Genomic DNA, 20,254 nt, shown 5'->3' on the forward strand with positions numbered 1-20,254 from the left:
AACAGCAGCCCTTTTGGCGAAATTGATGCGCAGCAAATGCACGCTAAAACAAGGCGTTTTGGCTCGGCTGTTGTTTAATGGCAAGGTTAGGAATTGTCGCATCACCATGCTTTTGGTTGTACAAATCAATAAACTGCTGCGCCAACCACGGGGCGTCTTTGTTATCGGGTCGATGACAAAAGAAATACGGGCTTTTTCCTTCTAGCCGCCATTGATGTATTTTATTTACCCAAGGCGTTAAGCACGCGATATTATCTTCGTCAGTATCATTTCCAACAAAACGAACGACAGGGTTGTTCGCGGTGGCAATCACATTCACCGGAACTCTAGGTTTTTTATGTCGTACCTCACTTAATAGCGCACCGTTGCTCGCCCTTGTATTAGCCCCTGTATCTAGCCTTGAAACAGGGCCGGTAAACAAGGCGCGAGTATCCATAATAATACGGTTAGCGTTGTGCTCAATTAACAGTTGATTCAATTGCTTTTCTTCATCGCCCTTACCGAAAAAAGCCAAATGCCTGACTTCAACCGCAACGGTAATGTGGCGTGGTAAATGGTGTAAAAACGCAGCCAGTCTTTCTAGTTTTTCAGGGCCAAAGCTTGCAGGAAGTTGCAGCAGCATCACACCGAGTTTGTGCTTGAGTGGCGCAAGCATTTGTAATTGCTCATTTACTTCATCTTCACAGTGCAATAATTGATGAACGTGGGTAATTTGTTGGTTAAATTTGAAGGTAAACGAAAAATCGCTTCCTACCGACTGCTCCCAGCGTGCTACCGCATCTGAATGGGGGAGAGAATAAAAGGTCGTATTTCCCTCAACCGTATTACACTCATTAGCGTAATGAACCAGTTGATTGTCACTTTTCGGGTAATTAGCAAACCACGTTTTAGGCCAATGACTATGCTGCCACTGCGGCAAGCCAATAAATACCTTGGGTAGCGCCGAAGAAGTTGATAATTTAGTTACTGCAGGATTGTTTGTATTTGTCATTGGGCTTTACTGCGCATTTGTTTATACTATGCGACCTTAATTTAACACATAGTGCATGATGGCAAGGGGCGCGATCGCCTCATTGTAGAGTAATGGCAAGCAGGTTCAAGGGTTTGCCTTCCATCGTGTAACGCAAGATAAGAATATCAGGGGTCAACGACCATGCGCACAGATTACTGTGGGAACATCGATTCATCATACATTGGGCAAGAAATCACCCTATGTGGTTGGGTAAACAAACGCCGTGATTTAGGTGGCGTTATCTTCATCGACTTACGAGACCGCGAAGGTATCGTTCAAGTGGTATTCGACCCTGATTTACCAGAGGTATTAAGCGTAGCGAATAAACTTCGCGGTGAATTCTGCGTGAAGCTTACCGGTAAGGTGCGTGCTCGCCCGGAAGGTCAAATCAATAAAGATATGCGTACCGGCGAAATTGAAATTTTGGGCACAGGCCTAGAAATCATCAATCGTTCTGATGCGCTACCACTTGATTGGAACCAAGAGAACTCTGAAGAGCAGCGTTTACGCTACCGCTACCTTGATTTACGTCGCCCTGTTATGAGCCAGCGCTTGCAGTTTCGCGCTAAGGTAACTGGGGCTGTACGTCGTTTCTTAGAAGGCGAAGGCTTTCTAGATATTGAAACCCCTATTTTGACCAAAGCGACACCTGAAGGTGCTCGTGATTATTTAGTACCTAGCCGTACGCATAAAGGCGAGTTCTTTGCACTGCCGCAATCGCCACAATTGTTTAAGCAATTGCTGATGATGTCTGGCATGGACAGATACTATCAAATCGTAAAATGCTTCCGTGATGAAGATTTACGTGCCGATCGCCAACCAGAATTTACTCAAATCGATATCGAAACTACGTTTCTAGATGCCGATGGCGTAATGGCGATTACTGAAAGCATGATCCGCGATTTATTCAGCACCATGTTGAACGTAGATTTAGGTGACTTCCCACGCATGACCTACGCCGAAGCAATGAAGCGTTTTGGTAGCGATAAGCCTGATTTACGTAACCCGTTAGAGCTTACCGATATTGCTGACTTACTTGAAACTGTTGAGTTTAAAGTATTCAGTGGCCCAGCTAACGATCCTAAAGGTCGTGTTGCTGCTATTCGCGTACCTGGCGGTGCTAGCATGTCTCGTAAGCAAATTGACGAGTACACTAAGTTTGTTGGCATATATGGCGCGAAGGGCTTAGCCTGGATGAAAGTAAACGAAATGGCACCTGGCCAAGAAGGTTTACAATCACCTATTCTGAAATTCTTAAGCGAAGATATTACCGACGGTATTTTGCAGCGCACTGGCGCGCAAGCTGGCGACATCTTGTTATTCGGTGCCGACACTAACACAGTAGTTACCGAAGCTATGGGCGCACTTCGCCTTAAGCTAGGTGAAGACTTCGAGCTGTTAGAAGGTGAGTGGAAGCCGTTGTGGGTTGTCGACTTCCCTATGTTTGAAGAATTCGATGGACAGCTTCATGCTATACACCATCCGTTTACTGCACCTCGCGGCTTAACTGCAGAAGAGCTTAAAGCCAACCCGGTTGGCGCATTGTCTGATGCCTACGACATGGTATTAAATGGTTGCGAGCTTGGTGGTGGTTCAGTACGTATTCACAACGAAGAAATGCAATCTGCCGTGTTTGAGATTTTGGGTATTGAAGAAGAAGAAGAAGCGAAGAATAAATTTGGCTTCTTACTTGATGCTTTACGCTTTGGTGCGCCGCCTCATGCAGGTCTAGCGTTCGGTTTAGATCGCCTTGTTATGCTTATGACTGGTGCTAGTTCTATTCGAGATGTCATGGCATTCCCTAAAACCACCACAGCGGCATGCCCATTAACGTCTGCGCCAAGCCCTGCGAATCCAAAGCAGTTGGAAGAGTTGGCGATTGCAACGGTAAAAAAGCCGTCGTAAACGATGGCTTATAAAAAGCCCGAGTCAGTCCTTGTGGTGCTGTACGATCAGCACCACAAGGTACTTTTGCTACAACGCAATGACGACCCTGAATTTTGGCAGTCGGTCACCGGCGCAATGGAAGACGGTGAATTACCCATTGAAACCGCGTACCGAGAAGTGGCGGAAGAAACAGGGATTGACGCCAAACAGTTGTCTATTGAAATGTTTAATCACAATAGACAAAACCAATACGAAATTCGCAGCCGCTGGCTGCATCGATATCCCCCCGGAACACGGTTTAACACCGAACACGTTTTTTCTCTTCAAGTAGACAGCACCTTGCCGTTGGTGCTTACTGAACATTTGCAGTATGAGTGGGTAGATAAAGCACAAGCATTAGCGCGACTTTGGTCGCCTTCAAACAAAGAGGCGGTATCAATGTTTGTACCAAACGTACCTTAATGGTTATACTGGGTATAGATCCAGGTTCTAGGGTTACAGGCTACGGCGTTATTGAGCGTAAGCAGGGTAAACTTTTGTATGTGGCGAGTGGTTGTATTCGCGTAGGAACGGCAGATTTACCGTCGAGACTTGCTAATATCTATACGGGTATTAGCGATATTATTCGTCAGTACAACCCTGCGCAATTTGCTATTGAGCAAGTGTTTATGGCAAAAAATCCAGATTCTGCATTAAAGTTAGGGCAAGCCCGCGGCGCCGCTATTGTGGCAGCCACTCAAGGTGAATTGCCAGTAGCAGAATACTCGGCTAGGCAGATTAAACAGGCTGTCGTAGGCAAGGGTAGTGCAGATAAAACGCAAGTGCAGCACATGGTGAAGCATTTATTGAGTTTAAGCGGTACACCGCAAGCTGATGCTGCTGACGCTCTAGCTGTGGCGCTATGTCATGCCCATACCGAGCAAAGCCTAATAAATATGGCAGGGCAAGCACGTAAAACAGTGCGAGGCCGTTTACGCTAATTGCTTTGCTCGCCTATAAAAAGCATGGGTTTTTGTAATCACTTTTTGTAAACACTGTTTGTAAACAATAGAACCTTCCTATTCGTTTATTTCCCTACATTGGGAAAATACTATGTAAGAGAGCAGTCATGATTGGACGTATTCGCGGTATATTGGCCGAAAAGCAGCCCCCAGAAATTTTGGTAGATGCAAACGGGGTAGGCTATGAAATTCATATGCCTATGACCAGTTTCTATCAACTACCAGCTGTGGGTGAAGAAGTCGTTGTTTATACCCATTTCGTCGTGCGAGAAGACGCGCAATTGCTGTTCGGTTTTGCCGATAAAATGGAGCGGGGATTATTCCGAGAGCTAATAAAAGCCAATGGTGTGGGCCCTAAATTAGGCTTGACCATATTATCCGGTATGTCCGCAGGTCAATTTTTGTCAGCGGTTCAAAATGCAGACGTATCTGCGTTAGTGAGCTTGCCGGGCATTGGTAAGAAAACCGCAGAAAGGTTAGTGGTTGAGTTGAAAGATAGGTTAGCGAAGTTTGGCAAAGTACAAAGCATTGCCATTCCACCGCCAAGTGGCGATTTACTTAATACTAATACGCTAGTAGAAGTAAACGACACGAGAGAAGATGCCCAGAGCGCGCTAGTAGCACTAGGCTATAAGCCAGCTCAGGCTAGTAAACTCATCGACAGCGTGTATAAAGAAGGTATGGAGAGCGAATCGGTTATACGTGAAGCGTTAAAAGCCGCTATTTGAACCTAGTTACGCAAGGCCAGAATAAGCTAAGGCTAAAATGAGCCAATGCTAAATTAGGCCAGAACGATAGGTCTACGTTGCCTATTTATATTAAAGCAGAGCCCTGATGATAGAAGCTGACAGATTAATTACGCCCGATGCGAGTACTGAAGATGAAGTTATCGACCGTGCTATTCGCCCTAAAATGCTTGATGATTATACAGGCCAGCCTCATGTGTGTGAGCAGATGGAAATCTTCATTCAAGCTGCTAGAAAGCGCGACGATGCCCTCGATCACCTATTAATATTTGGCCCGCCAGGGCTAGGTAAAACCACCCTAGCAAATATTGTGGCGAACGAGATGGATGTCAGCATTAAAACCACCTCTGGCCCCGTGCTTGAGAAAGCAGGGGATTTAGCGGCATTGCTGACTAACCTTGAACGCAATGACGTACTTTTTATTGATGAAATTCATCGCTTAAGCCCTGTAGTGGAAGAAATACTGTATCCGGCGATGGAAGACTATCAATTAGACATCATGATAGGAGAGGGGCCTGCAGCCCGTTCTATCAAACTAGACTTGCCACCTTTCACCTTAGTGGGCGCTACCACGCGGGCAGGTTCGCTTACCTCGCCATTGCGTGACCGGTTCGGGATAGTACAACGCCTAGAGTTTTATTCGGTTAAAGATCTCACCACCATTGTGGCTCGTAGTGCGAGTTACTTAAATTTGGATATGAGCTCAGAAGGCGCTCAAGAAATTGCACGTCGCTCTAGAGGTACACCGCGTATTGCCAACAGGCTATTGCGACGAGTTCGAGATTACGCTGAAATTAAATCTGATGGTACGGTAGGTGTTGAAACCGCTGCAAAGGCATTGGATATGCTAGATGTAGACAAAGAAGGTTTCGATTACATGGATCGGAAATTGCTTTGTGCCATCATAGAGAAATTTGATGGCGGCCCAGTAGGGCTAGACAACTTAGCAGCGGCAATTGGTGAAGAGAAAGAAACCATTGAAGATGTAATAGAGCCCTTTCTTATTCAGCAAGGATTCCTGCAGCGTACTCCACGTGGACGCATAGTGTCACAGCGGGCGTATCTTCATTTTGGCTTCACTCCTTCAGCTTAACTGCCCACTGTATGCATGGTTGTATGAGCAGACCTTACGTTTGCTCATACTCAATGTACTTATATCTGCTATGTACATCACTTTTCTTCAGGCAAAAAAAAGCCCGCTCAATGAACGGGCCAAAACAACAAGTGTTAAAGGAAATAAATCCAGGGAACTCATGTCTAACAGGAGAAAAACTCTTGCATAACCGTGTGATACACCATTACGCTCTGTAGGACTGATGCTGCGTATTATAGGCTTAGTTAGTATTCTTGCAATTGAGTAAAATTGTTTTTTAGCCTTAGAAAAACTAATGTGTTGCGAAGGTGTTAATAGTTTATCATTTTATCTTTAAAGACAGCTAAACACTCTACGTAGCTGAGATTGAGAGTGAAGAGCAGGTTGGGAAGATTTACTGATATGCAGCCAATTACCTTGATTATCGATGAATTTTATTGACGGTGAAAGAATATTTATGCATTTACACCAAGTAAGAGTGTATTACGAAGATACCGATGCAGGTGGCATTGTTTATTATGCCAACTACCTCAAGTTTATGGAAAGGGCAAGAACCGAGTGGCTTAGAGCCCTTGGCTTCGAACAAGATAGATTAATGGAACAATCGGTCGCTTTTGTCGTCAAACGCGTTGAAATGCATAACTATGCGCCTGCTCGATTCAATGATCTGTTGAGTATTGAAACGCAGGTTGTAGAATTGAAAGGTGCGAGTATGACGTTTCAACAAACCATTAAAAATAAACAAGATGTAACTTTGGTATCTGCCGATATTCAAGTTGCTTGTGTCAGTCTAGATACTATGAAGCCTAGACGACTACCACGTACATTGTTAGGGGAAATAACGCGTGTCATCTGATCTTACTTTTATCGGCCTATTTTTGCAGGCCAGCTTTATTGTTCAACTTGTTATGTTGCTTTTATTAGGCGTATCAGTTGCCTCTTGGACATTTATCTTTCAGCGTAGTAAGGCGCTTTCAAGTGCACGAGAAGAGATGCGTCAGTTTGAAGATAAGTTTTGGTCAGGTGCTGATTTAAATCGACTTTATCAAGAGTTATCTGCTCGCCCTAACTTATCAGGTATCGGCACTATCTTTTGTGCCGGCTTCAAAGAATTTGTCCGCTTACGCAAATCAAATACCGGCACCAATGCTATTGTAGACGGTACTTATCGCTCAATGCGGGTAACAATGTCTCGCCAAGTAGAAGAACTAGAAAGCCGACTCCCGTTTCTAGCAACAGCTGGTTCAATTAGCCCGTATATCGGCCTATTTGGTACGGTTTGGGGGATCATGAACGCCTTTATCGCGCTAGGGGAAGTACAACAAGCTACGCTAGCCATGGTTGCACCAGGTATCGCTGAAGCGCTTATTGCAACAGCTATTGGCTTATTTGCGGCCATTCCTGCGGTTATTGCGTATAACCGTTTTAGTCACCAAGTTGAAAAATTGGAAAACAGCTACGGTAACTTTATGGAAGAGTTTTCTGCCATTCTTCACCGTCAGGCAGTATCTGGTCAAGCTCAGCAGCCGCAAGCGTAAATGCGAACATTGATGCGAGCTTAATTCACTGGTGAGAGAGGAATTATTATGTATGTAAGAAAGCGCCGTAGGCCGGTTTCTGAAATTAACGTAGTGCCCTACATCGATGTAATGTTGGTGCTACTGATTATCTTTATGGTAACGGCTCCGCTAATTTCGCAAGGGGTTAAAGTTGATTTACCTAAAGCGAGTGCGAATCCTATTGAGCAAGAAGATAATCCACCTATTATTGCGTCAGTAGACGTTAAAGGTCGCTATTTTCTTAATGTGGGAGACGACCAAGAGTCGCCCCTGGAACAAGAAGACTTAGCAGCGTTAGTACAAGCTCAGCTACAAAAAGATCCTAATACGCCAGTGGTAGTAAAAGGAGATGGACAAGTTGCTTATAATGAAGTCATTCAACTTATGGTGTTATTGCAAGGCGCGGGCGTGCCTTCTGTAGGTTTAATGACAGACCCCGTTGAGCCAGAGTAGGTTTATTGATGACTGCAAGTTCTGTTGGCATTTATAAATCTATCGCACTCCACCTTGTGGTGGCAGCAGTGTTGCTAATTAGCGTCAGCTTTTCTCCTTCTCCTTTGCCGACAATGGCAACAAATGCGCCGGTTATTGAAGCTACTTTTATTGATGCTCAAGCCATCGCCGATACCAAACGGGAACAAGCACAAGCAGAAGCGCAAGCACGAGAGGCAGAAGCGCAAAGAAAGAAGAAAGAAGCGCAAGCTGCAGCAGCTAAGCGTAAGCGAGCGGCAGAGGCTAAGCAGGCTAGAGAGAAGAAGCAAGCTGAAGAAGCCGAGTTCAAACGTCAAAAAGAGTTAGAACAGTTGGCTGCGCAAAAGGAGCAACAGCGCAAAGAACGTGAAGCTAAAGCGAAAGCCGATGCAGAGCGTAAGAAAAAAGAAGCTGCTGAAAATGCTGAGATGGAGAGAATTATGCAAGAGCAACTTGCGCAGGAGCAAGCGGCTCAGCAGCAACGAAGACGTGCACAAGTTCTAACTGAAGTAGAGCGTTATACCGCATTAATTCAGCAAACGATAAAACGGAACTTGTACAACGATGACAGCTTCAAAGGTAAGGTATGTAGATTGAATATCAAATTGGCTACCACAGGTTATGTGACTAGCATACGTATCTTAGGCGGGCATGATGCCTTATGCAGAGCGGCAGAAAGTGCCGTACGCCGCGCAGAAGAACTGCCGGTCTCAGATGCGGCCGACGTCTATGAGCAACTAAAAGATATTAACTTAAAAGTGGAACTGTAGTGCAATGAAGAAAACAGGTTTATGGATAGCCGCCATCGCGATGGTATTTAGTGCCAAGGTGTTCGCGACATTAGAAATTGTGATCACCGAAGGCATAAACAGCGCTCGACCTATTGGTGTAGTGCCGTTTAAGTGGAAAGGTACAGGCACATTGCCTAGCGATATTTCTGAAGTCATCATGGCAGACCTGATGCGCAGTGGTAAATTTAGCCCCGTTGCAACAAGTAAAATGCCACAAATGCCTGAAACCGCTGATGAGGTTAATTACTCAGCGTGGGCGTCTCTTGGTGTCGATACCGTTTTGGTCGGTAGTATTGAACCTGAAGGTACCGATAAATATTTAGTTTCTTACCAATTGGTCGATGTACTTAAAGGGCAGTTAGACGGTGGCCAGTCTCAGGTATTAAAAAACGGTGAGTTAGTCGTAAGTAACGAACATGTAATAGCTGCGCGCCAATCTATTATTAGCCCTAGAGACTTTAGGCAATACGCACATCGCATTAGTGACGTCGTGTATGAAAAGTTAACAGGTGTTCGCGGTGCATTCTTAACCCGTATTGCTTATGTCATTGTACGTGATAGAGATGCGTACGAAAAACCATACCAACTAGTAATTTCAGATTATGATGGCGAGAACGAAACACGCTTGTTGTCGTCACCTGAACCATTGATGTCTCCGGTTTGGTCACCAGACGGTGAAAAGCTAGCGTACGTAAGTTTTGAAAACCGTAGACCTCAAATCTTCATACAAGACATCTATACTAGCAAACGTACAACGGTAACCGATTTTCCTGGTATTAATGGGAGTCCCTCGTTTTCACCAGATGGCAAGCAACTTGCAATGGTTTTATCGAAAGATGGGAACCCAGAGATCTATGTTATGGATCTTGCTACGAAAAATTTGACTAGAGTAACGCGCAACCGCGCTATCGATACAGAGCCTTCATGGCTACCTGATGGTAGTGGTTTAATTTTTAGCTCTGAACGGGGTGGTAAACCCCAGATATATAGCGTAAATTTAAATTCTAGAAAGGTAAGACGCGTTACTTTTGTAGGCGAACAGAACTTGGGTGCTACATTAACGCCCGACGGTAAGCAAATGGTAGTGGTTAATCAAACCAATGGAAACTACCATATTGCTAAGCAGGCATTAGACGGTGGCTCTCCACAGGTACTAACAAGAACCTTTTTGGATGAGTCTCCTAGTGTAGCGCCTAACGGTAGTATGATTATTTATAGTACCCTTCATGAAGGGACACAAGTACTTTCACTTGTTTCTCTTGATGGGCGCTTTAAAGCCAGATTACCTGCAGCCGATGGGCAAGTGAAATCGCCAAGTTGGTCACCATTTTTGTTCTAACAATTGAAATATCAAACAATAACATTTAAGGATTAGTAGGATGCAAATGAATAAATTAATGAAGAGCTTCATTATCGCCTTGCCAGTGGTGACCATGATGGCTTGTTCGTCTGGCCCTAGCGAAGAAGAGCTAGCCGCTGAACGTAACCGTCTTGCACAAGAACAAGCACAAGCAGAGCAAGATGCTCGTCAAGCTGAAGCACAGCGCGTAGAAGCAGAAGCTGCTCAGCGTATGAAGCGTTCAGAAGAAATGGTTCAGCAAGAAATGGAAGCGCTGAAAAACGAACAAACCGTTTACTTCGATTTTGACCGCGCTAGTATCAAGCCAGAATTCCAACGTTTACTTGATAAACACGCGGCGTTCTTGGTGAAAAACCCTAGCACGAAAGTGACTATTGAAGGTCACACTGATAGTCGTGGTACGCCTGAGTACAACATTGCACTAGGTGAGCGTCGTGCTCAGTCTGTTGAAACTTACCTAATGAACGCTGGTGTAAGCAGCAGTCAAATTACGGTTGTTTCATACGGTGAAGAAAAATCTGCGGTAATGGGTTCAACTGAATATGCATTCGCGCAAAATCGTCGCGGAGTGGTTGTTTACCGATAATGGCTTTTACAGCAATTAACACTATTAAAGCTGGCGTCACCTTGTGTGCCGCCTTTGCTATTTCAAGTTCAGCTTTCGCACAGGCGCCAGTGGTAGATGCCAATGGCGGCAGCAACCTAGAACAGCGTATTGCGGTTTTAGAACGTATTGTTAAAAGCCGAACTGAAATGCAGCACCGTTTACAAACCCAATTGGACAACATGCAAAGCGAAGTTGACCAATTGCGAGGGTCTGTTGAAGTTAACACCAACGAGCTGGAAAAGGTGCTTGAACGTCAGCGTGAATTGTACCTTGAGATAGATAAGCGTGTTGAGGCACTTAAACAAGGCGGTTTGGCAAACGTAGGTGGTACTGGCGCTTCGCAAAGCAATTCTGCAGGGGTTACCCCTTCTACAGGCTCATCATCCCCACAAGAGGGTGAGGACGAAGCATACGACAGTGCTGTTAATCTTATTCTGAAATCTCGTGAATACGATAAAGCCATTCCTGCTTTTCAGTCATTCATACAACGATTTCCGAATAGCGAATATGCGCCAAATGCGCACTACTGGCTTGGACAGCTGTTGTTTAACAAACAGCAATGGAATGACGCTATTGAGCAGTTTAATATTGTATCGAACCGTTTTTCTGATTCAGTGAAACGTCCGGATGCATTATTAAAGTTAGGCGTCATTGCCGAACGCACGGGCGACAGTAGTGGAGCGCGAAACTTCTTTCAGCAAGTGATTAGCGAATATCCTAATTCTTCTGCAAAGCGGTTAGCGGAATCTAGATTAAATAATCTATAATAAAAAAACCTCTCTTAACGAGAGGTTTTTTTTCACCCCTTTGAAATTTTATACCTCTGTTGTACTGAACCAGACACAATATTTATAAGTATATTTTTAAGGAAATTCCAAAAACTACGCATTTTTTTAGACTTAATTCGGTAACATTTTGTCGGTCTAAAAAAGTTTTGTAATGGTTTTGTGGTAGGAATTATGCGCGATTTGTGTTGATTTTGAGCGGTTGAAAGCTTTTTACTACAAAAATCAAAATAAAAACGCCTTTTGGGTTGCGTCAGATAAAAATCTGAGTATTATATGCCGCCGTTGCCAAGACACAGGCAACATCAGGAAAGATTGGGTCGTTAGCTCAGCTGGTAGAGCAGTTGACTTTTAATCAATTGGTCGCTGGTTCGAATCCAGCACGACCCACCAATTCTTCTCCTGGCTCCAAATGACGGGTCGTTAGCTCAGCTGGTAGAGCAGTTGACTTTTAATCAATTGGTCGCTGGTTCGAATCCAGCACGACCCACCATCATTTGAAAGCGAAGTACAATCAAGCTAATACCAACAGCTTGTATGCTCATTGTTTCATTTGTAAATGTGTGAGTAGTAAATGTGTTATTTGATGGGTCGTTAGCTCAGCTGGTAGAGCAGTTGACTTTTAATCAATTGGTCGCTGGTTCGAATCCAGCACGACCCACCATCATTTCATAAAGTGCTTTCTACCAAGCTTACTACATAAAAAATATCACTCCCAAAGCGATATATTCAAAAATTCCATTCTACCTTTTAGTGTGCTGCGCCAAAGTTGCTCCAGAACACAATATTCAAGTAAAAGAAACGTAGCGCTGTTAGGCTATCTGCTGCTAACACATTCTACAAAAATATGGTTACCGGCTCGTGTTAATCCTTTACTAGCACTTATTCCATGTGTAATTCACTTTTTTAGAATGGTGTGGTTGAAAATCGGTCAATCATCCTTAACTAAGTAGTATGTATTTTTTATGACAGTTGGGTATAATCCACGCCCTTGTCACAACCGAGATGTAGGTCAATGTCAGTAGCCTTTCGAGTGGAACAGGTAGAGTATCCTTTTCCCGCTAAACCGCAGTCATTATCAGACGCCCGTAGAGCATCGCTTAAAGCTGAGATTAAATCTTTGCTTAAACAGCGAAATGCTGTGCTGGTTGCGCATTACTATACCGATCCTGAAATTCAGGCGTTAGCTGAAGAAACTGGTGGTTGTGTTGCTGATTCGTTAGAAATGGCACGCTTTGGTCGTGATGCAGCAGAACAAACGCTAATCGTAGCGGGCGTTCGCTTCATGGGGGAAACAGCAAAAATACTCAGTCCAGAAAAAACGGTGTTAATGCCAACGCTGGAAGCTACCTGTTCGCTGGATATTGGTTGTCCCATCGAAGAATTCAGTGCGTTTTGTGATGCACACCCCGATCACACTGTCGTGGTTTATGCGAATACTTCGGCTGCCGTAAAAGCCCGAGCAGATTGGGTAGTGACCTCAAGTATTGCATTAGAGATAGTTGAGCACTTAGATAGCCAAGGTAAAAAAATCATCTGGGGGCCTGATCGCCACTTAGGCTCGTACATTGCCAAACAAACTGGCGCGGAAATGTTGATGTGGCAGGGCGAATGTATTGTTCATGATGAGTTCTCAGCGCAGAAGCTGGCTGACATGAAAGCACTGTATCCTAACGCGGCAGTATTGGTTCACCCTGAATCACCTGCCAGTGTGGTAGACATGGCTGACGCAGTAGGCTCGACCAGTCAACTGATTAAAGCATCGCAAACCATGGACAACGACACCTTCATTGTGGCCACCGATAAAGGCATTTTTTATAAAATGCAGCAACTCACGCCCAATAAAACATTTATTGAAGCACCGACTGGTGGAAACGGCGCAACGTGTAAGAGCTGCGCTCATTGCCCGTGGATGGCCATGAACGGCCTTGAGGCGATAAAAGCCTCATTAGGTGCTACATATGAAGGCCATGAGATCTTCGTTGACGACAGCCTGCGTGAGGGCGCTTTAATCCCACTCGATCGTATGCTCACTTTCTCAGAAGAACTAAAAGCAAAAGGCGGCCTATAACGCTTTTTAAGGTAAAGACGAGTAATTATTCAGCAGTTAGCGTGTTTTTTCGCGCAACGTCTTGATTAAGACACTCGCTTTACCTACTATACGCGCGCTCTAGGCAAATGCTTTGGCAGTATTTCGTTATTTGCGTTCACCGCAAATAGCACAAAAATTTGGAGAGGTGGCTGAGTGGCTGAAGGCGCACGCCTGGAAAGTGTGTTTAGGGTTAAACCTAACGAGGGTTCGAATCCCTCTCTCTCCGCCAAATAACGACTGAAGCCCTGTATTTACGGGGCTTCGTTGTATTTGATTCTTGGTTAAGAATATACTCTGTCACAGAACTCTGTCACAAAAAGGCAGAGAAGCATGCAAAACCGCTCACCAACTTACCTATATAAATTCAAAAATTCGTCTAATTATTTTTTTCGAATCCGATACGGAAATTTTGATCAAACATGTCATGTTTGTCTAAAAGACAAGTATTTCGTTGCTTCATTGGCTACTACCGACTATGACACCGCGAGATGGCTTGCTCTTTACATCAAGTGTAATTTGATAAAAGACAAGGATGTGAACATGATAGATGTAGATAGAAATACCCATAACCAAGGAGTGTTGAGCAAAGGCGCGACGGTAGATCCAGCTGAAACTCTCGCTTGCATAGGCGAATTGACGCCGTTCCCAGAGGAGTACACCCCTCAGTATCTTCTAGCGCAGCAACTGTATAAAAAGCAACTGAAAGACAAGTATCGTTTGTTATTAGCTGCTGGCAAGGAGATTATTAATCATGGTGTGGCGACCCAATTGGGGGCGCTAGATTCAATGAAAGAAGATGCTCTTAATAGCGCAACCTCAGATCTAAGCCGCTTTTGTGATGTAAACACTAGGCGCGAGCTCGTTGACATACTTTTACCGCATCAACCTATTAAGAACATTCAAAAGCCTGAGGTCGATAACAGATATGTCCGTGGCGTTAAGATGTTAAATGAGCTCATGGCTGCATTATCAAGAGAGAACCGAAAATTCGATACTTTTGATGAGGTTTACGAATGCGAAGATAGCCCTATAGCTAGTAGTTCTGCCACCTTTACCCAAGAGCAGCTATTAAGCGGTATGGTAGATATGATCAGTCTGTTACCTATGTTCAGAACCATTAAGGAAAAAGCTACTGAGAAAGCTACTGAGAAAGCTACTCCTACAGATGTTGTTGAGAACACTCACTTTAGTTTGTTTGGGCAAATGGATAAATTCTTGAATGAAAAGCAGGGAACTATCGCAGACAGAACTATCGACAAGTACAAAGCGTCGTTTTCATTGTTAAAAGAGATTTGGCCCGATGACAGTGACGTAAGAGATTGGAAAAAGCAGAAAGTACAAGAAGTGAAGACGGCACTCACTCAGCGCAAGTCAAACCAAAGTAAGAATTGCAATGACAGACCAATGAGTATTACTACTAAAAATATGTACTTATCAAACTACCGGACATTATTTTCCTGGATAATTGAAAACACCGACGCTGATATCAAGAACCCTTTTGCTAACAGTGCATTTCAAAAGGCAAGAGGAAAATCGAAGCCTCCCACACGACGCTCGTTTACCGTTGAAGAAGTTCGAAAAATTCTTCGATACAAGCCGGAACACGGAAGTGAGGCCAAAACCTTCCGCAATGATGCGAAATGGTACCTCAAGGTTTGTTTATACTCCAGTATGCGCCTCAATGAACTGTCAGCACTTCCAGTGGCAAACATTAAGCAAATTGATGATGTGTGGTGTTTTGATCTACGTGGTTTAGATTTGAAGAATGAGGCTTCTGAGCGAGTTATCCCAATCGCTCAGTATCTACTGAATGAAGGGATTCTTGACTATGTAGAGATGTTAAAGAAACATAAAGAAGAATTTTTCTGCCCTCAAATTCGCCATGGAAAAGCGGAACCCAGTAGCGCAGGTTGGGGAGATCCGATAAGTCGTTGGTTCAGTCGTACCGTACTTAAAAAAGTAGGGATAGATAAAGACAAGGAGGAGCAAAAAGGAACTTTGATTTGTTTTCACTGCACGCGTCGAACTTTCATATCGACGTGTATAAACAATGGTGTAGAGAAGTATCTCGTCAAACGACTAGCAGGGCATTCAATAGATGATGATATAACGTTGAGCGTATACTCTGACGTAGATAAAATTGACCTTAACCTTTTAAAGAGCGTCATAGATAAAAATCTAAAATGGCATGAAATTAACTTAGGATAGCAAGTTGGTTTATATAAGGAAAAAGATATGGATGACAGTTATTTGTTAACTGGCACTTTACGTGATGTTCGAAGATGTTACATAGACAACACTGAAATTTCGTTTCTGTTTGGTTACGTTATTGACCACGTGAGCACTCGGTATTCTAAAGATGACTGGTTTGCGTCAAGTTATATTCGTGAAGTCAAAATCGTCAATGGGAAATATCACTTTTACACGGCTAATAGCGTCTATCTTACTGACAATTATACTTCGATAATTGTATCAGATAGTGACATCGATAACATTCGCTTAGGTATGCCCCCTGAGGTAATGAACTCAGCTGAGTCAATAAATGATCTTGTTACATTAGTAGGCTTAACTAAAAAAGTAGATAGTTGGGCAAAAAAATATAACTTAGGGATTAATGAGATTGTGGATGCTATTGCTAATAACGCTGATGAATTGTTCACCGGCAGCAATGATGGTTCCTCTTAATTCGTAAAAGGTAATTCTTATATGACAAGGTATAACTTGAACGAAAAGTCTAATAACGCGCTTTTGGATGAACTTGGGCTCCCGAGTGGAGATCTCGCGCTTCATGCTGTTATCACCAGTGGAATTTCCTATGCCGCCTTTATACGCTTAGCTAAACTGCTGTGTATCGATGTAACAAAGCTGGCTACTTGCTTGTCTATAACGCCGGTGGCCTTTGAAAATCGAAAAGAAGTTGGCCGTTTCACGGCCGAGGAAAGCGACAATATCTATCGCGTTATTTGTGTATTTTCTGCCGCTATTGTCTTTTTTGAGGGGGATCACAAAAAGGCAGCCATTTGGTTTCAGTCGAAGGTAAAAGGCCTTGGTGGCAACAAACCAATTGATCTACTCTCAACCAGTGCAGGAGGAAATGCAGTTATTGAAATTATTCAGCGTCTTGAGCACGGAGTCTTTGTTTGAAGAGCATTCATTTGTATTAATGCGGCTACCTTTCAAGTTGAGTTAACCTAAATCGGATATTCATTACCTCTCTGCGGGTGGAGATGGTTGAACTTTGAAGATTGAATGAGAGGTAGAGATAACCTTCAAAGTTATGTTGAAAGGCCTCTATTCGAAGTCCTTTGGATCCAATGCGCTTACCCTTGTTAATGAACCGTGAGCTTTAATTTCCTCATCAGTTAGCGTCTGATCTTCAAATCTTTCAAGTTTAATTGAACGTGTATCTTAAATATGATTTATATCGTAGCCACAGCTACAAAGATTGACTATGGAGCGAGTGTTAGTTTAAACAATCTACCCAATTCAATAGTCTGCAACTCGTCTATTCTTTGATAGAGCATTCAGCAAGGTTGCACTCAGCACAGTCGTGCCGCAGCCTGACAGACGCTCAATGAGCGTATAGCAGACAGTCTGATTTTACAGGTGTTCAACGGAAAGGAAGAGCCTAATAGCCAGACGCTGAAAATTTCTAATTCCAGTTAATTCAAATAGCGAGAAGGCTAAAATCATCTGCTGGATATTCAACTTCCGCTTAAGTCTTAATGTTGCTTGTCAGTTCAAGTCAAAACCTATAGGCATAATTTTCTAATTAGTTATGAGCCAATAGATGTAACTAATTATAACCCGTATTCGGAATCGCTTTTTCAGACAGTTAAATGCTGTAATTGCTAGTTGACCGTAGTTTTACATAACTTCGTCGATCATAGCTTAATTGTTACTTAACATATTTTATGACATCAGAGTCACGCGTTCTGTTAAGAATGAATATCTGTCTTACTGAGTTAGCCTTATAATTTCTAGTAGCATCCCATTCTTTTATTAAACAGCTTTTCAGATTCAGGAGCTTTTTATATGATCTTCTCCAAATGCTCTTGTATCAGCAAAGCAAACTCGCGACTTGCTTCAACTGAAGGTACATGCCCAGTTTGCTTTAACTCAATCACAGGTGCGCTTAGGGTTTCGCCTAGTGCTTGTAATAATGAGGTTGGTGTAGCGACATCATCTTCACCTGCAATAAGCAAAATAGGTGCTCCATTAGGTTTAAGCTGTGTATGCGTGTCTCGTTCGCCTAACCACGCACACAATAAACCGTAAGAGTGATCGTCAACGTTCGCTAGTAATCCTTCCCATTGGGACAGTAACGTGGGGACACGTTTGGTACTCACTGGGCTAAACCATCTTGGAACTAAGGTAGCCGCTAGGGTTTCAAGCCCTTGTCTGGTCACATTTTTCTGGCGCTCCAGCCATGTTTTAGTGGAACCTATTTTCATAGCAGTATTGGTTAACACCGTGCTTAACAAGCGTTCTGGGTGGGAAATTAACAGTTGTTGACCTAACATTCCGCCAATTGACGTACCCATGAAATGAAACTTATCGATACCTAGAGAGCTACATAGGGTTAATAAGTCGTCAACTAACTGTGATTCACCAAGGCTTTTCGTATTGGCGGGGAACGCTACACTGTCACCGTGTCCAGGTAGGTCATAACGCAAAATACTGAAGTTCACCATTAAGTCTTGTACCAAGTAGCCCCAAACACGCATATTCATACCCAATGGGTGAGCTAGCACTAAAACGGGTTTGTGCTTATTTTCTATGAACTGGTAGTGAATACCTTGCTCTGATATTGTCGCCATGTTGAGTTCCTAAATGCGTTTTAGCAGTGTCGCTATACCTTGGCCAACACCAATACACATACTGCATAGTGCGTAATCGGCCGAGGTTTGTTCAAATTGTAATGCGGCGGTATGTAGTAGGCGTGCCCCCGACATACCGAGCGGATGGCCAAGTGCAATGGCACCGCCATTAGGGTTCACTCTTGGATCATCTGCACTAAGTCCAAGCTCCTGCATACAGGCCAATGCTTGCGCTGCAAAGGCTTCATTAAGTTCAATTGTGCCAATATCGTCTAGGCTCAACTTTTGTTTTGCAAGCAATTTGTTAACTGCAGGTACTGGACCTACACCCATGATAGTGGGTTCAACGCCAGCGGTAGCCATCCCTTTAATTTGAGCAACAGGCGTTAGTTTATAGCGTTCAACGGCTGCTTCACTTGCTACAAGCATGGCCGATGCACCATCGTTAATACCCGATGCATTACCTGCGGTAACCGAGCCATTTTCACGAAACGGTGCTTTTAGTTTTGCCAATGCCTCTAATGTAGTTTGAGGACGTATGTGCTCGTCTTTGTCGATGACGATGGCATCGCCTTTTCTGGGTTGAAAGGTCACAGGCGTTATTTCTTTAGCAAAACGTCCAGACGCTTGAGCTGTAGCCGCTTTTAGCTGAGACTGATACGCAAAGTTGTCTTGTGCTTCTCGGCCAATCGAGAATTTCGCTGCTACATTTTCTGCAGTCTCAGGCATGGTTTCTGTGCCGTATTGCTGCTTTAATGCAGGATTAATGAAGCGCCAACCCATGGTGGTATCTTCAAGTATTTGTGAACGGTCAAATCCGTTTTGTGCTTTACCCATCACAAATGGAGCTCGCGACATAGACTCAACGCCACCAGCGAGAATAAGGTCTGCTTCACCTGATGCAATTGAACGATAGGCAAGGCCAATGGCATCCATACCAGAACCACACAAACGATTAATTGTGGTGGCTGGTACCGAAAATGGTACGCCTGCAAGCAATGTGGCCATTCTAGCCACATTGCGGTTGTCTTCACCGGCTTGGTTGGCACAGCCGAAAAACGCATCATCAATACTTTCAGTTGGTAATTGAGGGCACTGCGCTAGTACTGCACGAATAACTTGCGCGAGCAGATCATCAGGGCGAATGTTGGCTAGCCCACCTGCATAACGACCAATGGCAGAGCGGTTGGGGTTACATAAATAAACGTTCATTACGCAGTCTCCGTTTGACTGTGTGCCGCTTCAGTAACGCGCTTTAGTTCTCTCAATACATCAATTTCGCTGGTGGTGGGTTCATCTGTAGTTCGAAGTGTGTCAGCAAAGCGAATGTCCCAGCCAGTGGCATCAATTACCTGTTGCTTTGTAACGCCAGGGTGCAAACTCACTACAATAAGTTCGTTGGTTTCATCTTCTGGCTTTAATATACAAAGGTCAGAAATCACCAAAGTTGGGCCTTTACCCCGCGTAGATTTGCCTTTGCGGCCTTGACCGTCGCGACCAAAACCCAATGTGGTAATGAAGTCGACATCTTTAACAAAAGTGCGCTTTGAATGCCTTACGGTGATGATCACTTCTTTTGCATTGGTTGAAATTTCTGGTGCACCGCCACCGCCAGGAAGACGCACTTTAGGGTTGGCATAACTGTGAGCGCCATCAGGGCCACTGTCTTTGTGTGATGCAGCGATGACCGTGGTGTTAATGTTGCCGTATCGGTCTACTTGTGCGGTGCCAAGGAAACCTACATCAATATGACCACCTTGCAGCCAATAACGAAACATTTCGGGAACCGAAACGGTGGTAAGCGCCGACTCGCAAAGTTCGCCATCACCTATAGATAAGGGCAGAATCTGCGGTTTGGTTTCTATTGTACCTGACTCATAAATAAGTGTTATGTTAGGGGCATGAGTAAGGCGTGCTAAGTTCGCTGCAGCACTTGGTAAGCCTATGCCCACAAAACAAGTCGAATTGTTATTCAAAGCACGGGCCGCGGTAATCGTCATCATTTCGTCTGAAGTATATTGTTCGGTCAT

General features: G+C 44.0%; 20 protein-coding genes and 4 tRNA genes. 20 read left to right on the forward strand and 4 right to left on the reverse strand.

Annotation, left to right across the window (positions count from 1 at the left end):
- Positions 1 to 43: 43 nt before the first annotated feature.
- Positions 44 to 991, reverse strand: a complete 948-nt coding sequence (locus tag J5X92_RS02315; RefSeq protein WP_244360042.1) for a DUF72 domain-containing protein — start codon at positions 989 to 991, stop codon at positions 44 to 46.
- Positions 992 to 1,153: 162 nt separating this feature from the next.
- Here J5X92_RS02315 and aspS point away from each other — a divergent pair, with 162 nt between their 5' ends.
- The 20 genes from aspS to J5X92_RS02415 all read left to right on the forward strand — a co-directional run bounded on the left by aspS (position 1,154) and on the right by J5X92_RS02415 (position 16,548).
- Positions 1,154 to 2,917, forward strand: coding sequence for an aspartate--tRNA ligase (gene aspS, locus J5X92_RS02320; protein ID WP_208804499.1), 1,764 nt, complete (start codon positions 1,154 to 1,156; stop codon positions 2,915 to 2,917).
- Between the two features lie 3 nt (positions 2,918 to 2,920).
- Complete coding sequence (nudB, locus tag J5X92_RS02325; protein ID WP_013784877.1) at positions 2,921 to 3,361, forward strand: dihydroneopterin triphosphate diphosphatase; 441 nt, start codon at positions 2,921 to 2,923, stop codon at positions 3,359 to 3,361.
- Positions 3,361 to 3,879 (forward strand): crossover junction endodeoxyribonuclease RuvC, encoded by a 519-nt coding sequence (gene ruvC, locus J5X92_RS02330; protein ID WP_208804500.1) that lies wholly within the window; start codon positions 3,361 to 3,363, stop codon positions 3,877 to 3,879. Before nudB ends, ruvC begins: the two co-directional genes overlap by 1 nt.
- 128 nt (positions 3,880 to 4,007) lie before the next feature.
- A complete protein-coding gene (gene ruvA, locus J5X92_RS02335) occupies positions 4,008 to 4,628 on the forward strand; it encodes a Holliday junction branch migration protein RuvA (protein WP_208804502.1) in 621 nt (206 codons plus the stop codon).
- Between the two features lie 106 nt (positions 4,629 to 4,734).
- Positions 4,735 to 5,739, forward strand: a complete 1,005-nt coding sequence (gene ruvB, locus J5X92_RS02340; RefSeq protein WP_013784874.1) for a Holliday junction branch migration DNA helicase RuvB — start codon at positions 4,735 to 4,737, stop codon at positions 5,737 to 5,739.
- A 457-nt stretch (positions 5,740 to 6,196) separates the two neighbouring features.
- On the forward strand, positions 6,197 to 6,595 hold the full coding sequence (gene ybgC / locus J5X92_RS02345; RefSeq protein WP_013784873.1) for a tol-pal system-associated acyl-CoA thioesterase: 399 nt from the start codon (positions 6,197 to 6,199) through the stop codon (positions 6,593 to 6,595).
- Entirely contained in the window at positions 6,585 to 7,277 is a 693-nt protein-coding gene (tolQ, locus tag J5X92_RS02350; protein ID WP_013784872.1) for a protein TolQ, read from the forward strand. The genes ybgC and tolQ overlap by 11 nt, the downstream gene beginning before the upstream one ends.
- A gap of 48 nt (positions 7,278 to 7,325) precedes the next feature.
- Complete coding sequence (tolR, locus tag J5X92_RS02355) at positions 7,326 to 7,751, forward strand: protein TolR (protein ID WP_126871860.1); 426 nt, start codon at positions 7,326 to 7,328, stop codon at positions 7,749 to 7,751.
- 8 nt (positions 7,752 to 7,759) lie between these two features.
- On the forward strand, positions 7,760 to 8,539 hold the full coding sequence (tolA, locus tag J5X92_RS02360; RefSeq protein WP_208804504.1) for a cell envelope integrity protein TolA: 780 nt from the start codon (positions 7,760 to 7,762) through the stop codon (positions 8,537 to 8,539).
- A 40-nt stretch (positions 8,540 to 8,579) separates the two neighbouring features.
- Positions 8,580 to 9,899, forward strand: a complete 1,320-nt coding sequence (gene tolB, locus J5X92_RS02365) for a Tol-Pal system beta propeller repeat protein TolB (protein WP_232043583.1) — start codon at positions 8,580 to 8,582, stop codon at positions 9,897 to 9,899.
- A gap of 40 nt (positions 9,900 to 9,939) precedes the next feature.
- Positions 9,940 to 10,506: a peptidoglycan-associated lipoprotein Pal gene (gene pal, locus J5X92_RS02370; protein WP_126871858.1), complete on the forward strand. Its 567-nt coding sequence runs from the start codon at positions 9,940 to 9,942 to the stop codon at positions 10,504 to 10,506.
- On the forward strand, positions 10,506 to 11,294 hold the full coding sequence (gene ybgF, locus J5X92_RS02375; RefSeq protein WP_208804506.1) for a tol-pal system protein YbgF: 789 nt from the start codon (positions 10,506 to 10,508) through the stop codon (positions 11,292 to 11,294). Before pal ends, ybgF begins: the two co-directional genes overlap by 1 nt.
- A gap of 335 nt (positions 11,295 to 11,629) precedes the next feature.
- A tRNA-Lys gene (locus J5X92_RS02380) sits at positions 11,630 to 11,705 on the forward strand.
- Positions 11,706 to 11,729: 24 nt separating this feature from the next.
- A tRNA-Lys gene (locus J5X92_RS02385) sits at positions 11,730 to 11,805 on the forward strand.
- Between the two features lie 95 nt (positions 11,806 to 11,900).
- Positions 11,901 to 11,976: transfer RNA gene (locus J5X92_RS02390), tRNA-Lys, on the forward strand.
- A gap of 351 nt (positions 11,977 to 12,327) precedes the next feature.
- Positions 12,328 to 13,383: a quinolinate synthase NadA gene (gene nadA / locus J5X92_RS02395; RefSeq protein WP_208804508.1), complete on the forward strand. Its 1,056-nt coding sequence runs from the start codon at positions 12,328 to 12,330 to the stop codon at positions 13,381 to 13,383.
- Between the two features lie 160 nt (positions 13,384 to 13,543).
- Positions 13,544 to 13,633: transfer RNA gene (locus tag J5X92_RS02400), tRNA-Ser, on the forward strand.
- Positions 13,634 to 13,944: 311 nt separating this feature from the next.
- Complete coding sequence (locus J5X92_RS02405) at positions 13,945 to 15,612, forward strand: site-specific integrase (RefSeq protein ID WP_208804509.1); 1,668 nt, start codon at positions 13,945 to 13,947, stop codon at positions 15,610 to 15,612.
- A gap of 27 nt (positions 15,613 to 15,639) precedes the next feature.
- Entirely contained in the window at positions 15,640 to 16,089 is a 450-nt protein-coding gene (locus tag J5X92_RS02410) for a hypothetical protein (protein WP_208804510.1), read from the forward strand.
- A 21-nt stretch (positions 16,090 to 16,110) separates the two neighbouring features.
- On the forward strand, positions 16,111 to 16,548 hold the full coding sequence (locus J5X92_RS02415; RefSeq protein ID WP_208804511.1) for an antitoxin Xre/MbcA/ParS toxin-binding domain-containing protein: 438 nt from the start codon (positions 16,111 to 16,113) through the stop codon (positions 16,546 to 16,548).
- An 887-nt stretch (positions 16,549 to 17,435) separates the two neighbouring features.
- On the opposite strand, the gene J5X92_RS02420 is transcribed toward J5X92_RS02415, so the two are convergent.
- The 3 genes from J5X92_RS02420 to J5X92_RS02430 are packed head-to-tail and all read right to left on the reverse strand — an operon-like array spanning position 17,436 to position 20,254.
- Positions 17,436 to 18,224 carry an alpha/beta fold hydrolase gene (locus tag J5X92_RS02420; protein WP_126871854.1) on the reverse strand — a complete coding sequence of 263 codons (789 nt, stop codon included), beginning with the start codon at positions 18,222 to 18,224 and terminating at the stop codon, positions 17,436 to 17,438.
- A 9-nt stretch (positions 18,225 to 18,233) separates the two neighbouring features.
- Complete coding sequence (gene pcaF, locus J5X92_RS02425; RefSeq protein WP_126871853.1) at positions 18,234 to 19,436, reverse strand: 3-oxoadipyl-CoA thiolase; 1,203 nt, start codon at positions 19,434 to 19,436, stop codon at positions 18,234 to 18,236.
- Complete coding sequence (locus J5X92_RS02430) at positions 19,436 to 20,254, reverse strand: CoA-transferase subunit beta (protein ID WP_126871852.1); 819 nt, start codon at positions 20,252 to 20,254, stop codon at positions 19,436 to 19,438. Before J5X92_RS02430 ends, pcaF begins: the two co-directional genes overlap by 1 nt.

It is taken from the genome of Alteromonas sp. K632G, from assembly GCF_017653625.1.
In the GTDB taxonomy this organism is placed as follows: Bacteria; Pseudomonadota; Gammaproteobacteria; order Enterobacterales; family Alteromonadaceae; genus Alteromonas; species Alteromonas naphthalenivorans.

Bases quoted from the DNA above. Each gene is read 5' to 3' on its own strand.
- J5X92_RS02315 (WP_244360042.1), bottom strand. From the start codon at position 991: ATGACAAATACAAACAATCCTGCAGTAACTAAATTATCAACTTCTTCG.
- aspS (WP_208804499.1), top strand. From the start codon at position 1,154: ATGCGCACAGATTACTGTGGGAACATCGATTCATCATACATTGGGCAA.
- nudB (WP_013784877.1), top strand. From the start codon at position 2,921: ATGGCTTATAAAAAGCCCGAGTCAGTCCTTGTGGTGCTGTACGATCAG.
- ruvC (WP_208804500.1), top strand. From the start codon at position 3,361: ATGGTTATACTGGGTATAGATCCAGGTTCTAGGGTTACAGGCTACGGC.
- ruvA (WP_208804502.1), top strand. From the start codon at position 4,008: ATGATTGGACGTATTCGCGGTATATTGGCCGAAAAGCAGCCCCCAGAA.
- ruvB (WP_013784874.1), top strand. From the start codon at position 4,735: ATGATAGAAGCTGACAGATTAATTACGCCCGATGCGAGTACTGAAGAT.
- ybgC (WP_013784873.1), top strand. From the start codon at position 6,197: ATGCATTTACACCAAGTAAGAGTGTATTACGAAGATACCGATGCAGGT.
- tolR (WP_126871860.1), top strand. From the start codon at position 7,326: ATGTATGTAAGAAAGCGCCGTAGGCCGGTTTCTGAAATTAACGTAGTG.
- tolA (WP_208804504.1), top strand. From the start codon at position 7,760: ATGACTGCAAGTTCTGTTGGCATTTATAAATCTATCGCACTCCACCTT.
- tolB (WP_232043583.1), top strand. From the start codon at position 8,580: ATGGTATTTAGTGCCAAGGTGTTCGCGACATTAGAAATTGTGATCACC.
- pal (WP_126871858.1), top strand. From the start codon at position 9,940: ATGCAAATGAATAAATTAATGAAGAGCTTCATTATCGCCTTGCCAGTG.
- ybgF (WP_208804506.1), top strand. From the start codon at position 10,506: ATGGCTTTTACAGCAATTAACACTATTAAAGCTGGCGTCACCTTGTGT.
- nadA (WP_208804508.1), top strand. From the start codon at position 12,328: ATGTCAGTAGCCTTTCGAGTGGAACAGGTAGAGTATCCTTTTCCCGCT.
- J5X92_RS02405 (WP_208804509.1), top strand. From the start codon at position 13,945: ATGATAGATGTAGATAGAAATACCCATAACCAAGGAGTGTTGAGCAAA.
- J5X92_RS02410 (WP_208804510.1), top strand. From the start codon at position 15,640: ATGGATGACAGTTATTTGTTAACTGGCACTTTACGTGATGTTCGAAGA.
- J5X92_RS02415 (WP_208804511.1), top strand. From the start codon at position 16,111: ATGACAAGGTATAACTTGAACGAAAAGTCTAATAACGCGCTTTTGGAT.
- J5X92_RS02420 (WP_126871854.1), bottom strand. From the start codon at position 18,224: ATGGCGACAATATCAGAGCAAGGTATTCACTACCAGTTCATAGAAAAT.
- pcaF (WP_126871853.1), bottom strand. From the start codon at position 19,436: ATGAACGTTTATTTATGTAACCCCAACCGCTCTGCCATTGGTCGTTAT.
- J5X92_RS02430 (WP_126871852.1), bottom strand. From the start codon at position 20,254: ATGACCGAACAATATACTTCAGACGAAATGATGACGATTACCGCGGCC.